Below are 14,557 nucleotides of genomic sequence, written 5' to 3' on the forward strand. Positions count from 1 at the left end.
GGGTGACCAGCGGCAACCACTCGGTCCCGCCGGGCCGCTCAGCAGCGACAACGAGATCAGCGACGCCCGAGCCGCTGCCAGGCCGCGACCAACGCATCCTCCGGCGGTCCGGAGACGATCCGGGCGCTGGCCAGACCGTCCAGCAGGACGAACCGCAGCATCGACCCGCGGGTCTTCTTGTCCAGCGACATCGCCTGTCGCAACTCGGCGAAGTCGAATTCCGCAGCACTGGTCGGCAGCTCGAAGCCGGCCAGGAGATCGAAGTGGCGTTGCACCAGGGTCTCGTCGATCAGGCCCAGACCGTGGGACAGCTCGGCGGCGAAGGCCATGCCCACCGAGATCGCCTCACCGTGACGCCAGCGGTAACCACTGGCCCGCTCGATCGCATGACCCAGGGTGTGCCCGTAGTTCAGCAGTTCCCGGCCGGTGACCCGGCCGACCGAGGTGCTCTCCCGCAGATCACCGGAGACGACCGTCGCCTTCACCCCGATCCCACGGGTGATCAACTCCGCGAGTGCTGCACCCCGGGGATCGAGTGCCTGCAGAGGATCGGCCTCGATCAGCTCCAGGATCTGCGGGTCGGCGATGAAGCCGCACTTGATCACCTCGGCCATGCCGGCACGAAGATCGGCCGGTGGCAGTGTGGGCAGCAGGTCCAGGTCGCACAGCACCCCGGCCGGCTCGTGGAAGGCGCCGACCAGGTTCTTCCCGGCACTGATGTTGATCCCGGTCTTCCCGCCGACCGCGGCGTCGACCATCCCGAGCACGGTCGTCGGTACGGTGACCAGCCGCACCCCGCGCAACCAGGTGGCGGCGACGAAACCGGCGAGGTCGGTGGTGGCGCCACCGCCGAAACCGACCACCGCGTCGGAGCGGGTGAACCCGTCGGCTGCCAGCCGGTCCCAGCACCGGGCCAGCACCTGCGGAGTCTTCGCCGCCTCGGCATCCGGTACCTGCAGCAGGCTCACCGTGGCCGGCAGTTCCGCGGCCAGGGCTCTCGCCCGATCCGCCAGCACCGGCGGATGCAGGATCGCCACCCGCTCGCCACCTTCGAGAAGCTCCGGCAGCTCGGTCAACGCACCGGCGGCGATCCGTACCGCATAAGGCCTTTCGGCGCTCACCTCGATCGTGCTCATCGGCGTTCGAGCTCCCGTCGGTGTTCGATGATCAACTCCACGATGTCGTCGGCGCCATGATCATCGGTTTCGACCACGTGATCGGCCAACCGCTGGTAGGTCGGCGTCCGTGCGTTCAGCAGGCTGACCAGTCGGCTGCGCACATTCCCCAGCAGCAACGGCCGGGCGACGTTCAGGCCGACCCGATCCGCGGCGGCCCCGGGACTGACCTTCAGCCACACCACATGGTGCGGTGCCAGCGCCTCGGCGATCGCCTCGGTCATCGGTGCCCCGCCCCCCAGGGAGACCACCTGCTCCTCACTCCCAGCCAGTGCCGCGACGGTGGCCGCACGCTCCAACTCCCGGAAGGTCGCCTCACCGTCGGTGGCGAAGATGTCGGCGATCTCCCGCCCGCTGGTCTGCTCGATCAACTGGTCGACGTCGACGAAGGGCAGGGACAGACGGTTCGCCAGCCGCCGCCCGACCGTCGACTTCCCGGCGCCGGGGGCACCGATCAGCACCAGCATCCCGACCTGCTCCGCCGAGACTTCGGTACCGCTCATCGTCCGGGGGTGACCGCGAGCCCGCGCTCGGCGATCTCTGCCAGGTAGGCCTCGGCATTGCGCCGGGTCTCGGCCACCGAGTCGCCGCCGAACTTGTCCAGCACCGCCTCGGCCAGCACCAGCGCCACCATCGCCTCGGCCACCACACCGGCGGCCGGGACGGCGGTGACATCACTGCGCTGATGATGGGCCTTGGCCTGTTCACCGGTGGCGGTGTCGAGGGTACGCAGTGCGCGCGGCACCGTGGCGATGGGCTTCATCGCCGCCCGGACGCGCAGCGCCTCCCCGGTCGACATACCACCCTCGGTGCCACCGGCATGGCCGGAGGCGCGCTGCACCCCGGGGTGGGTGGGCAGGATCTCGTCGTGGGCCTGCGAACCGCGGAGTCGGGCCAGTTCGAACCCGTCGCCGATCTCGACGCCCTTGATCGCCTGGATGCCCATCAACGCACCGGCCAGCTTGGCGTCCAGCCGCCGGTCCCCCTGGATGTGGGAGCCCAGGCCCGGCGGCACACCCCAGGCGACCACCTCGACGACACCGCCCATGGTGTCCCCGGCCTTCTGGCAGGCGTCGATCTCGGCGACCATCGCCGCCGAGGCCTCGGGGTCGAAACAGCGGACCGGGTCGGCGTCGATCGTGGCCAGGTCCTCGGCACCGGGAAGCCGCGGCGGGTTGGCCCGGATCGGCCCGAACTCCACCACATGGGAGACGATCTCGATCCCCAGCACCTGCCGGAGGAAGTTCGCCGCGACCGTGCCGAGGGCCACCCGGGCAGCGGTCTCCCGGGCCGAGGCGCGCTCCAGGATCGGGCGGGCCTCGGTGTGGGCGTACTTCTGCATGCCGACCAGGTCGGCATGTCCGGGCCGGGGTCGGGTCAGCGCCGCCCCGCGAGCCTGCGCGGCGAGCAGTTCGGGATCGACCGGGTCGGGTGACATCACGGTCTCCCACTTCGGCCATTCGGTGTTGCCGATCTCGATCGCGATCGGCGAGCCGAGGGTACGCCCGTGGACGATCCCGGCGAGCATCCGTACCCGGTCGGCCTCGAACTTCATCCGGGCGCCGCGGCCGTACCCCAACCGCCGCCGGGCCAGGGCGGCCGAGATCTCCTGGGTGGTCACCGAAATGTGTGCCGGCAGGCCCTCGATGGTCGCCAGCAGCGACTCACCGTGGGACTCCCCCGCGGTCATCCAACGAAGCATGGGCCTCAGTTTGTCACGGCTTGGCCGACCTGCCCATTTGCGTCCAGGGCATCCGGCCACGGGCTCAACCGCGCCCGGCCAGCTCGGCCCGCGCCGCGGCCGACAACAACTCGGCGGGCACCGTGCGGCCGGTCATCAGCTCCAACTGCAGTACCGCCTGGTCGGCCAGCAACTCCAGCCCGTCGAGCACCGTCACGCCGTCCGCGGCAGCGTAGGCGAGGGTGCTGGGCCACGGGTGGTAACTGATGTCGAAGAGCACCGGGACCCTCGCCAGCAGTGCGGCATGGGCGTCGTCGAGGCTGCCTCCGGGCAGGGTCGAGATCACCAGCTCGGCGGCGTCCGGAGGCTGCTGGCCCCAGGGCAGTTCACGCAGGTCGACCCGCAGTTCGTCGGCCAACGGGCCCAAGGCCACGATCTTGTGCGCCGACCGGGCGGTCACCCAGATCCGTTCGGTCCCGGCATCGGCCAGGCCGATCATCGCCGAACGGGCGCTGGCACCGCTGCCGACCACCACTGCCTCGGCGAAACGGTGCCCGGGCAGCCGGCGCTGCAGGGCCCGACCGAATCCGCCGATGTCGGTGTTGTCGACCCGCAGGCGATCCTCGTCGAGGATCACGGTGTTGCCCACCCCGGCCCGGCGGGCATTGTCGCTGACCTCCGCCCGGGGCAACTGCAGCAGTTCCGGTTTCAACGGCATGGTGACGCTCAGCCCGCGCCAGGCCACGTCCAGCCCGGCGACGAACTCCGCGACCCGACCGGCCGGTACCTCGATCGCCTCATAGGTCCAGTCCAGGCCGAGCGCGGCATAGGCGGCGCGATGCATCGCCGGGGACAACGAGTGCGCGATCGGCGACCCGATCACCGCACATCGGCGGCTCACGCCACGCCACCGGCGTGGATCAGCACTTGCCCTGGTTGTCCCAGCACCACTGCCGGTACTCCTCGACATTGGCCTGGTGACCGGCGGCGTCGTCGGCGAACTTCGTCTCACCGGTCTCCAGGTCGACGGCCACGAAGTACAACCAGTTGCCGTCGGCCGGATTCGCCGCGGCCTCCAGGCCGGACTTGCCCGGCGCGCCGATCGGGCCCGGCGGGAGCCCCTCGTACAGGTAGGTGTTGTACGGGGAGTCGAACTTGCGCTCCTCCTCGGTGGTCTGAGAGTTGCCACGAACACCATTCGCGTACTTGACGGTGGTGTCCAACTGCAGGGGCATCCCCTGCTCCAGGCGGTTGTAGAGCACCCGGGCGACCTTCGGCCGGTCCTCGTCGCGACGTACCTCGGCTTCGATGATGGAGGCGACGACGACGAGTTCGCGCGGGGTGTAGCCGAGTTCCTCAGCCCTCTTCTCCAACTCCACATCGTCGGCCACCGACTCGAACTGGGTCGCCATCGCCGACAGGACCGGGATCGGGCCGGCGGCGGTCTGCACGTTGTAGGTGTCGGGGAACAGGAACCCCTCGGGATTGCCCTCGGCCCACGGCGACAGGCCGTAGGCCTCACCGTCGGCACCGGCGGCCTCCAGTTCCTCGACGGAGAAGTCGGTCGCCTCGGAGATCTCCTCGTACTGCTCCTCCAGGCGCAGCGCCTCGCGAACCGTCACCTTCTCCTGGTCCAGGGCGTTCGGGTCGAGCATCCGGTCCAGGGCCTGTTCGGCACTCATCTGGGTCAGCATCTGGTACCAGCCGGCCTGCAGGTTGACCTCCTCCTCGGCCGCGTTGACCGCGTCGCTCCAGGCGTCGGTGGAGCGGATCACATCGTGCTCGACCAGGATCGACCCGATCTCGCTGACCCCTGCCCCGCTCGGCACCTCGATCAGGATCTCCTCCTCGCCGGGTCCCAGGTAGTCCTCGGAGGTCAACGCCTCCCGCAGTTGGCTCTGCACGGTGGACAGGGCGAACCAGCCGCCGCCGACCAGCACCACCAGGGCCACGATCACCGCCGCAGCGCTCTTGCCGTGATAGGCGAGATTGCGCAGGTTGAATCCCTTCGGCGGCTCGGAGAACTCCTCCCGCGCACGCTCGGACGGTCTGGTGTCGAGATGATCGCTCACGCGCCAGCCTCCCCGCTCGGCGGTTGCCGAACCCTCAGTTCCTCGCCCGGCGGTGTGCCGGTGCCACGCTCGGCGTCGAGCGCATTGTCGAGAATCGCCACTGCTGCGGCCTGGTCGATCACCGATCGTTGACGCTTCGCGCTGCGGCCCTGGCCGGACAACATGCGCGAGGCGCTGACGGTGGTCAGCCGCTCGTCGACCAAACGTACCCGAACATCGGACCCGACCCCCGAATTCGCCACGGCCACGGCCAGGGCCGCCGCATGATCCCGGATCCGCGCGGCCGCCGGCCCCTCACCCCCGGAGAGCGAGCGCGGCAGCCCGACCACGATCTCGATCGGTTCGTACTCGGCGACGATGTCCAGCAGTTGCGCCAGTGCCCGGTCCCCGGCCGGTACGGTCTGCACCGGGAAGGACATGGTCCCTGCCGGGTCGCACGCGGCGACACCGATCCGGGCCTCACCCCAGTCGATGCCGAGTCGTCTGCCGATCCGCATCCGGTCGCCGTTCAGGACTGCAGCACGTGGCCGACGGCGTACTCGATGGCCTTCAACGCCTCCGGTGCCTTCGCGGCATCGGTGCCACCGCCCTGGGCCAGGTCCGGCTTGCCGCCGCCCTTGCCGCCGAGCTCGGCCGCGCCGATACCGACCAGCTTGCCGGCCTCCAGGCCCCGCTCGCGTGCCCCGGCGTTGACCGCCACGACCAGCGTCGGCTTGGCCTGCGTACCGCCGATCAGCGCCACCACCCCGGGACGGTCGCCGAGTCGGTCGCGTACCTCCTGGGCGAGGGTACGCAGGTCACCGGCGGCCACCTCGGTCTGCTGGGCGATGAAGGCCACACCCCACATGTCGTGGGCGGACTCGACATAGCTGCCGATCCCGGCGCGGTTCTTCTCCGCCTGCAGGGCGGCGATCTGCTTCTCCGCATCCCGCAGCTGGGTGACCATCCGTTGCACCCGGTCGGTGAGCTGATCCGGTTGCACCTTCAGGGTGTCGGACAGGGTCATCACCAGGCTGCGTTCGGCGGCCAGCCGGTCGAAGGCGTCGCGCCCGACCAGCGCCTCCACCCGGCGGACCCCCGCACCGACCGAGGACTCACCGGTGAGTGTGAGCAGCCCGATCTGCGAGGTGTGGGCGACATGGGTGCCGCCGCACAGCTCCCGCGACCAGGCGCCGTCGAGCTCGACCATCCGTACCCGCTCGCCGTACTTCTCGCCGAACATCGCCATCGCACCCAGTGCCTTGGCATCGTCGAGTCCCATCTCGGTCGCGGTGACGGCGAAGTCGTCGCCGATCGCCTCGGCCGAGCGTCCCTCGATGTGTTCGCGCAGGTCATGGCTCAGCGCCTGGTTGGAACGGAAGTCGAAGCGCAGGTAACCGGGCCGGTTGTACGAACCGGCCTGGGTCGCTCCCTCGCCGAGGGTCTCCCGCAGCGCCGCGTGGATCACATGGGTGGCGGTGTGCGCCATACAGGCACCGCGGCGGTAGTGGCTGTCGACCAACGCCGCCACCCGCTGACCGGCGTGCAGTTCGATCCCCTCGACGACGATCTTGTGCACGATCAGTCCGGGCACCGGACGCTGCACGTCGATCACCTTCTGGTCCACCCCGCCGATCCGCAACACACCGGCATCGGAGTCCTGACCGCCGCTCTCGGGATAGAACGGGGTCTCGGCCAGCACCACCTCGACGGTCTCCCCCGGCCGGGCCACCTCGACCACGGCACCGTCGCGGATCAGCCCGCGGATGCTGGTCTCCTCGGCCAGTTCGGAGTAACCGGTGAAGAAGCTCTCCCCGTCGGCGCGCAGCAACCGGTACGCCTCGGTGGAGGTGGTGAGCCCCTTCTTCGCCCGGGCATCGGCCTTCGCCCGGTCGCGCTGTTCGGTCATCAGCGACCGGAACGCCGCGGTGTCGACCTTCAGGCCCTGTTCGGCTGCCATCTCCAGGGTCAGGTCGATCGGGAAGCCGTAGGTGTCGTGCAACTGGAAGGCCGGACCGCCGGCGATGGTGTCGGCACCGGAGGCCTTCACCTTCGCTGCCTCGGTGTTCAGGATCTGCGTACCCGCGGCGAGGGTACGGGCGAACGCCTCCTCCTCGGCATAGGCCGCCGCCGAGGTGGACTCCCAGTTCTCCAGCACCTCCGGCCAGGAGGCACCCATCAACTCCTTCGAGATCGGCAGCAGGGTCGGCAGCACCGGCTGGCTGACCCCGAGCAGCCGCATCGCCCGTACCGCCCGGCGCAGCAGCCGCCGCAGGACGTATTCGCGGGCCTCGTTGCCGGGCCGGACACCGTCGGTCAACAGCATCAACGAGGACCGCACATGGTCGGCGACCACCCGCAACTGCACATCGTCGTCATGGTTGTCGCCGTAGTTCTTGCCGGCCAGGTCGGCGGCGGCGTCGAGCACCGGGAAGATCTCGTCGATCTCGTACATGTTGTCGACACCCTGCAGCAGGTAGGCCACCCGCTCCAGGCCCATCCCGGTGTCGATGTTCTTCCTCGGCAGCGGGTGGGCGATGTCGAAATCGGCCTTGGAACGCACCGCGGACAGTTCCTCGGACATGAAGACCAGGTTCCAGATCTCCAGGAACCGGTCCTCATCGGCCGCCGGGCCGCCGTCGACGCCGTACTCCGGTCCGCGATCGATGTAGATCTCCGAGCACGGTCCGCCCGGACCGGGCACACCCATGTTCCAGAAGTTGTCCTCCAGCCCGCGGCCTTGGATCCGCTCGGTCGGGACGCCGACCTGCTGCCAGTACCTGATCGCCTCGGTGTCGCCGTCGGGGAAGTCGGGATGGTGTCCGGGCCCCAGCACGGTCACCCAGATGTCCGCGGGATCGAAACCCAGCCCGCCCTCGTCCTGGCCGGTGGTGATCAGCTCATGGGCGAACCGGATCGCCTGTTCCTTGAAGTAGTCGCCGAAGGAGAAGTTGCCCAGCATCTGGAAGAAGGTGCCGTGCCGGGTGGTCTTGCCGACCTCTTCGATGTCGAGGGTCCGCACGCACTTCTGCGAACTGGTCGCGCGCTCCCACGGCGCGGTCTCCTCGCCGGTGAAGAACGGCTTGAACGGGACCATACCGGCGTTGACGAACAGCAGCGTCGGATCCGGGTGCACCAGCGGCGCCGAGGGCACCTCGCTGTGTCCGTTGCGGACGTAGAAGTCGAGGAAGGTACGCCGGATGTCGGCCGTTTTCATCGCGGTCCTGTCTGGGTCGGGTCCATGCTGTGGTCGTGGGTGCACGACCGGCGTCCAGACTACCGTCGAAGGCACCCGGATCCGCCACTGCGATACCCGGCGGCCGACCCGCTCACCGCGAACGGCCCGGTGGTCGTATCGTCACCTCTGCACCCCCGTACCGCATTGTCGATCCGTATCCCGAAGGACCGTCCATGAGCCTCGACGTCGCCGCGATCCGCGACCAGTTCCCCTCCCTCGCCTCCGGTATCGCCCATTTCGACGGCCCCGGAGGTACGCAGACCCCGGCGATCGTCGGCGAGGCGATCGCGAAGACCCTCACCGGCCCGTTGTCCAACCGGGGAACGGGCACCGCCAGCGAGGACAATGCCACCGCCGCGGTCGGCGCCTTCCGCGCGGCGGTGGCGGATCTGCTCGGGGGTGTGCCCGAGGGTGTGGTGTACGGGCGGTCGGCGACGCAGATCGTCTACGACTTCTCCCGGCATCTGGCGAAGGGCTGGCGGCCCGGGGACGAGATCGTGGTCAGCCAGCTCGACCACGACTCCAATGTCCGTCCCTGGATCCAGGCCGCCGAGGCGGTCGGTGCGACCGTTCACTGGCTGCGCCTGGACCCGGCCACCGCGGACCTGGACCTGTCCGCGCTGGAGGAGGTGATCGGCGAGCGGACCAGGCTGGTCGCCCTGACCGCCGCGTCGAACCTTCTCGGCACGAAGCCGGCGGTGGCGCGCGTCGCCGCCCGGGCCCATGCGGTCGGCGCCCTGGTCTGGGTCGACGGGGTCCATTACACCGCCCACGCGGCGGTCGATGTCGCCGCCCTGGGCGCCGACTTCTTCGTCTGCTCGCCCTACAAGTTCTTCGGTCCGCACTGTGCGGCACTGATCGCCGATCCGGCCCTGTTGCAGACGATCACCCCGGACAAGTTGCTGCCGTCGACCGATCTGGTGCCGGAGCGTTTCGAGTTCGGCACCCTGCCGTACGAGATCATGGCCGGGGCAACGGCGGCGATCGACTTCATCGCCTCGCTGAGTCCGGTCGACGGTTCGCGTCGGGAACGGATCCTCGCCGCCGAGCAGTCGATCGATGACCACGAACTGGCGCTGCGCCGGCGGATCGAGCAGGGGCTGGCCGAGCTCGGGGATTCGATCACGCTGCACTCGGTCGCCGCCGACCGTACCCCGACGCTGTTCTTCACCCTCCGGCGCACCGAGGCCGAACAGGTGTACCGGAGCCTGCAGCAGCGCGACATCCTGGCCCCGGCCGGTGACTTCTACGCCTACGAGACCTTCCGCGCGCTCAACACCGGCAAGCCGGCCGGGATCCGGGTCGGTCTTGCCCCCTACAACGACGACGCCGAGGTGGACCGGCTGCTGACCGCCCTGCACGAACTCGTCTGACTGCGAAGCGATCGCGGCGATTCCTCGGCCGGGATCACACCGCCGGGGACAACTCCGCGGGAACGTCCTACGAGCAGGAGCCCTCAGGCGAGCGCGGTACGGGCCTGCGACCGGCGCCCACCGAGCAGGGTGACTGCCAGCACGCCGAGGGCAACTGCCACCGCGGTCACACCGACCAGCGCCGATTCCGGCTCGCCGGTCAGGCGACCGAAGGCCAACCAGCCCAGGCCCCAGGCCATCGCCAGGGCGACGGTCCACCGGGTTCCGGTCCGGCGGGAGATGAACCAGGCCAGCCCGATCACCAGCAGCAGCACCGCCGAGGCCACCCAGGTCGCCGCGGGTGGTTGCAGACCGGAGCTGGTGCCGGCGGCGGCCACATTGGCGAAGGCCGCGACCGAGACCCAGCCGGTGTACAGGCCGATCGTCCCGTCCAGCACGATCTGCTCCTCGCGGCCGTGCGGTGGCTGTTTCGCCAACGCCTGCAGGATCAGGCCGAGGACGATCGCCAGGGCGAGGATCACGACCACGCTGAGCCAGATCCATCCCTGCTGGGTGACCAGCAGCCAGGTCGCATTCAGCAGCATGCTGGTCGCCACCAGGTAACCGGTGCGGCGCACCCGCGGGCGTACCGCCACCGACGGGAACCACTGCCAGACAGTGTAGGCGGCGAGCCCGAGGTAGATCACCGACCAGATCGAGAAGGCCGGTCCGGCCGGCGCCAACAAGGTTGCGTCGGCGGACAGCGCACCACCGGAGGATTCGGCGACGCGGGTGCCGATCACCCCGGTACCCACCAGGGTGCCGAGGATGCAGGCAACCTCGCTGACGGTGACGACCAGTTGGCGGGTCCGGTCGCTTCGGTTCGGCGTCACGGAGAGCTCAGCGGTCCTCGTGGTCGTTCGGATGGGTACCGCCGGCGTGATGCGTTCCCTCGGTCCGGTCGTCGTCGGTCATGGTGGGCCATCCGGCGCCGTCGTCGTTGCGGTCGGTCGTACCGGCCGTCGCGCCCGAGCCTCCGGCCGCTGCTTCCTTGCGGGCATCGGAGCGGCTCTTGATCAGGCTGGCGATGGTGGTGATGGTCAGGATGCCGATGATCACGCCGAGCGACACCGAGATCGGGATGTCAGGTGCCCATTCGATGTGCTCGCCGCCGTTGATGAACGGCAGTTCGTTCAGGTGCATCGCGTGGAAGATCAACTTCACGCCGATGAAGGCCAGCAGCACCGACAGGCCGATGCCCAGGTAGACCAGCTTCTGCAGCAGACCACCGATCAGGAAGTAGAGCTGCCGCAGACCCATCAGGGCGAAGATGTTGGCCATCAGCACCAGGAACGGGTCTTGGGTCAGACCGAAGATCGCCGGGATCGAGTCCAGGGCGAAAAGCAGGTCGGTCAGGCCGAGCGCGATGATCACGATCATCATCGGGGTGAAGACCTTCTTGCCGTTCTCCACCACCCGCAGCTTGGTCCCGTGGTCCCAGGACTCGGTGAACGGCAGCCGCTTCTGCACGAAGCTGACCACTGCCGGAACCTCGTCCTCGTCGTCATCATGACCGCCGATGTTCTCCATCGCCAGCTTCACCGCGGTGTAGATCAGGAAGGCGCCGAAGAGGTAGAACACCCACGACCACTGGTTGATCGCCTGGGCGCCGACGAGGATGAAGATCGCCCGCAGGACCAGGGCGATGACGATGCCGACCAGCAGGGCGAACTGCTGGTACTTCCGCGGCACGCCCAGCTTGGTCATGATGATGATGAAGACGAAGAGGTTGTCGATCGACAACGAGTACTCGGTCAGCCAGCCGGCGTAGTACTCGACAGCGAGCTGTGAACTGCCGGCGAACCAGACATAGACACCGAACAGCAAGGCAGCGCTGATGTAGACACCGAGGGCGATCCCGGTCTCCTTGTTCGACGGCACGTGGGGCCGGCGACCGAGCACCATCACATCGAAGATGAGCACCACGATGGTCACGCCGACGACCAGGCCGATCACCCACAGTGGGGCGAAGGAGTTCGCGAAAGCCACGTTCTGATTCCTCTCGTCACGACCGGCAGGGCTGGGGAACAAGTGCCGAATCGGTCCGGCACATTCTGTCAGAAGATGCCCGTCGGCACCGAATGTCGCACCGATCCGGCGGCTGGCGCAGCGCTGCGCCGGACACCTCGCCGCAGTGCCATCGGGCCGAGGAAAACCCGGCCCGGGTCAGCGCTCAGGCCTGGCGACGCGCCTGCGGAACGACCTCGTCGGGGTCCAGCACCGGCGCCATACCCAGTTCGGCGCGAAGCTCTGATTCGCGGCGCCGGGTGTTCACCCGGACGTCGTCGATGAAGTCGGCCACCTGGTCGCCGGCATTCTGCGCGCTCCGGGCGACCCGGCTGACGATCGCATCAGGCCGGGCCTGGGCGACCAGCTCATCGAACTTGCGCAGCAACCAGCGGAACAGCAGCACCCCGGTGACCGCACCGAGGGTGAACAGGATCACATTGCGGATCACCGGGTCTCCAGATCGCTGCGCTGCACGGTGGTGGCACGGTCGCGGCGACCGCCGCTTCCCGAGCTGCTCCCCCGGCGTTTCCCGGCCGCCATCTTCAAGCCCTGGACGAAGGCGGTGACCCGGATGATCGGACCGCCGATGGAGGTGGTCAGCAGGTTCGACAACTGCGCACCGTTCTCAGCGATCGTGCTGACACTGCCCGACAGCTTGGACGCGTCGTCGGTGACCACCGCGACCTTGGTCAGTTCGACATTGGTGGCCTGCACGGTCCCCTGCAACTCGGTGAGGATCGGCACGGATTCCTCACCGAGCTCGTCCACGGTCTCCTTCATCGCGTCGAACAGCTTGCCCAGCTTGTACAGCGGTACGGCCAGGAAGCCGACCAGGATCAGCAAAGCGATCGCGGCGAGGAGCCCGGCGATTCCGCCCAAGGTCAAAGTCATGAGGCCGAGACTAGCGAGCCGGACCGGTTTCGCCCCAACCGGTGGCGGCGAACCATTCCCGTTCGAACTGCGGAACTGCCGATTCGAGGTAGGTACGGGAGATGTGGTGGCCGTCCAGATAAACCCCGACATTGCCGATCGCTGCCTGACAGGCATCGTCGGGACAGAGCAGGAAGGTCAGGTCCATGCGCGTCACCCCGGGCACGGCAGCGAGTTCGGTGAGCGGGGACTCCTCGGCCAGCTTGTCGCCCAGCGGCGCGGCACAGACACCGGGGGCGTCGGCGTTGCGGGCCAGGCATTCGGGCGGGTTGGTCAACCAGCGCGGGTTGTCCCGCAGGGCGACCACGTCGATCCCGGCCTCCTGCCAGGGCTGCACCGCGTCGGCGTACCCGGGCACCAAGATCTCCTCCGGCCCGTCCCAGGCCGAGCGGGTGGCGACGGTCAGCACCACATCGGCGTCCTCGTCGATCACCTTGGCCGTGGCGGCCTCGTTGAAGGCCCGGCAGTCCTCGGCGGCCTCGTCGAGTTCGCCCCGGAACTCGCAGTCGGCCATCTCCAGCTGCAGCAGCCGCCAGCCGTGCTCGGTGGCCAGGGGCAGCAGTGCACCCACCCATTGGGCGGCATGGGAGCTGCCGACCACCGCGACGGTGGCATTGGCCCCGCCCTCGGGTTCGTACAGCTTGCAGCGGGCGTTCACCGGCTCGGGGTAGTAGAAGTCGGGACACACCTCGATGTCGGGGGCCCATTCCTGATCCAACCGGCTGGGCAGCGGCAGCAGCACCCCGTCGTACTCCTCGGGGTTGGCATAATCGGCCTGCAGTGCCCGCGCCCCCGGGTTGGCCGAAGCCGGCTGCGCGGCTGCCCGGCTCGCCTCGGCATCGTCCCAGCGCTGCAGGCTGAAGACGAGCCCGACCACCAGCACCATCGCTACGCCGGCCAGTACGGTCTGCCCGATCCACTTCGGCATCCGTACCGCCTGCGGATGCCACCGCTTGACCGGTACCTCCACGAAACGGTGGGTCAGGTGGGCCAGCGCCAGCGCCGCTGCGATCACCGCGGCACCGTCCAGCACCCCGGCCTGGGGCCGATGGCTGAGGCTGAGCCAGAAGATCAACAGCGGCCAGTGCCACAGGAACAACCCGTAGGAACGGTCGGCCAGCCAGGTCAGCGGCGCGCTCTGCAGGAACCGCCGAGTGAACCCGACACCACCCTCGGAGACGATCACCGCCACGGTGGCCAGGGTCGGGACCAGGGCCACGACGCCCGGATAGCGCACGTCCAGCGGCAGCACGAAGGCCGCACCGATCAGCACCGCCAGGCCGGCGGTGCCGACCACGGCCGCGGTACGGGCGCCCAACCGGATCCGGTCGACCAGGATCGCCAGCAGGCCACCCAGGGCGAACTCCCACAAGCGCGCGGCGGTGGAGAAGTAGGCAACCGTCGGGTTCTGTGCGGTGAACCAGACCCCGTAGCCGAAGGAGGCGACCAGCAGCACGCCGAAGGCGGCCGTCACCAGCCAGCGCATCGCCCGCGGGTCGCGTACCCGGGTCAGCAGACCCAGCCCGAGGCAGAAGGCGATGATCACCTGTCCCTGGATCGACAGCGACCAGAAGTGCTGCAGCGGACTCGCCAGTTCCGAGGCCCCGGCGTAGTAGTCGACCGCGGAGTCGATCAGGACGAAGTTGTTGCGGAACGTCAGCGACGCGACGGCCTGGTTCCAGACCGTGGCCCACAAGGTCCCGGGCAGCAGCCATGGGGTGAGGGCGACCACGGCGGCGATGGTCACCGCAGCCGGCGGGATCAGTCGTACCAGCCGTCCGGCCAGCACCCGGACCGGAGCGGGGTCCTGACCCCGCTCATGTCGGCGCAGGAAACTGCCGGTGAGCAGGAAGGCACCGATCAGCAGGAAGGCGTCGATACCACCGGAGATGCGACCGAACCAGACATGGTGCAACACGACCAGCGCGATCGCCACGGCGCGGACGCCATGGACCTCGCTGCGGAATCCCATACTGGTGTGCTCCTGGTGTCGGACGGTTGCTCCTGTTCCGGACCGGCGGGCACCACAGGGGAAGGGCCTCGACGCGCCCTGCAGCCGA

At 69.0% G+C, this 14,557-nt stretch carries 13 protein-coding genes; 1 reads left to right on the top strand and 12 read right to left on the bottom strand.

What is annotated here, in order from left to right:
* Positions 1-56 precede the first annotated feature (56 nt).
* The 7 genes from aroB to alaS all read right to left on the bottom strand — a co-directional run bounded on the left by aroB (position 57) and on the right by alaS (position 8,124).
* Positions 57-1,136: a 3-dehydroquinate synthase gene (aroB, locus tag CLV29_RS05500; RefSeq protein WP_133753990.1), complete on the bottom strand. Its 1,080-nt coding sequence runs from the start codon at positions 1,134-1,136 to the stop codon at positions 57-59.
* A complete protein-coding gene (locus tag CLV29_RS05505) occupies positions 1,133-1,642 on the bottom strand; it encodes a shikimate kinase (RefSeq protein WP_243831871.1) in 510 nt (169 codons plus the stop codon). Before CLV29_RS05505 ends, aroB begins: the two co-directional genes overlap by 4 nt.
* A 32-nt stretch (positions 1,643-1,674) precedes the next feature.
* On the bottom strand, positions 1,675-2,877 hold the full coding sequence (aroC, locus tag CLV29_RS05510; protein WP_133753992.1) for a chorismate synthase: 1,203 nt from the start codon (positions 2,875-2,877) through the stop codon (positions 1,675-1,677).
* A 64-nt stretch (positions 2,878-2,941) separates the two neighbouring features.
* The gene (locus CLV29_RS05515; protein WP_166649140.1) at positions 2,942-3,757 is read right to left on the bottom strand and encodes a shikimate dehydrogenase; all 816 of its coding nucleotides are present in this window, start codon (positions 3,755-3,757) and stop codon (positions 2,942-2,944) included.
* 19 nt (positions 3,758-3,776) lie between these two features.
* Complete coding sequence (mltG, locus tag CLV29_RS05520) at positions 3,777-4,928, bottom strand: endolytic transglycosylase MltG (RefSeq protein ID WP_166649141.1); 1,152 nt, start codon at positions 4,926-4,928, stop codon at positions 3,777-3,779.
* Positions 4,925-5,425: a Holliday junction resolvase RuvX gene (ruvX, locus tag CLV29_RS05525; protein ID WP_133753995.1), complete on the bottom strand. Its 501-nt coding sequence runs from the start codon at positions 5,423-5,425 to the stop codon at positions 4,925-4,927. Before ruvX ends, mltG begins: the two co-directional genes overlap by 4 nt.
* Positions 5,426-5,436: 11 nt before the next feature.
* Positions 5,437-8,124 (bottom strand): alanine--tRNA ligase, encoded by a 2,688-nt coding sequence (gene alaS / locus CLV29_RS05530; RefSeq protein WP_133753996.1) that lies wholly within the window; start codon positions 8,122-8,124, stop codon positions 5,437-5,439.
* 194 nt (positions 8,125-8,318) lie between these two features.
* On the opposite strand from alaS, the gene CLV29_RS05535 reads away from it, so the two are divergent.
* Positions 8,319-9,518, top strand: coding sequence for a cysteine desulfurase-like protein (locus CLV29_RS05535; RefSeq protein WP_133753997.1), 1,200 nt, complete (start codon positions 8,319-8,321; stop codon positions 9,516-9,518).
* A gap of 83 nt (positions 9,519-9,601) precedes the next feature.
* Here the strand turns inward: CLV29_RS05535 and CLV29_RS05540 are convergent, their stop codons facing one another.
* From CLV29_RS05540 to CLV29_RS05560, 5 genes are all read right to left on the bottom strand, one after another.
* Positions 9,602-10,390, bottom strand: a complete 789-nt coding sequence (locus CLV29_RS05540) for a TspO/MBR family protein (RefSeq protein WP_133753998.1) — start codon at positions 10,388-10,390, stop codon at positions 9,602-9,604.
* 7 nt (positions 10,391-10,397) lie between these two features.
* Entirely contained in the window at positions 10,398-11,546 is a 1,149-nt protein-coding gene (locus tag CLV29_RS05545; RefSeq protein ID WP_133753999.1) for a TerC family protein, read from the bottom strand.
* A gap of 184 nt (positions 11,547-11,730) precedes the next feature.
* On the bottom strand, positions 11,731-12,015 hold the full coding sequence (locus tag CLV29_RS05550) for a hypothetical protein (protein WP_133754000.1): 285 nt from the start codon (positions 12,013-12,015) through the stop codon (positions 11,731-11,733).
* A complete protein-coding gene (locus CLV29_RS05555) occupies positions 12,012-12,458 on the bottom strand; it encodes a DUF948 domain-containing protein (protein ID WP_243831747.1) in 447 nt (148 codons plus the stop codon). The genes CLV29_RS05550 and CLV29_RS05555 overlap by 4 nt, the downstream gene beginning before the upstream one ends.
* A 10-nt stretch (positions 12,459-12,468) precedes the next feature.
* Positions 12,469-14,469, bottom strand: coding sequence for an acyltransferase family protein (locus CLV29_RS05560; protein ID WP_133754001.1), 2,001 nt, complete (start codon positions 14,467-14,469; stop codon positions 12,469-12,471).
* Between the last annotated feature and the right edge of the window lie 88 nt (positions 14,470-14,557).

The sequence above is a fragment of the Naumannella halotolerans genome (assembly GCF_004364645.1).
GTDB lineage: Bacteria > Actinomycetota > Actinomycetes > Propionibacteriales > Propionibacteriaceae > Naumannella > Naumannella halotolerans.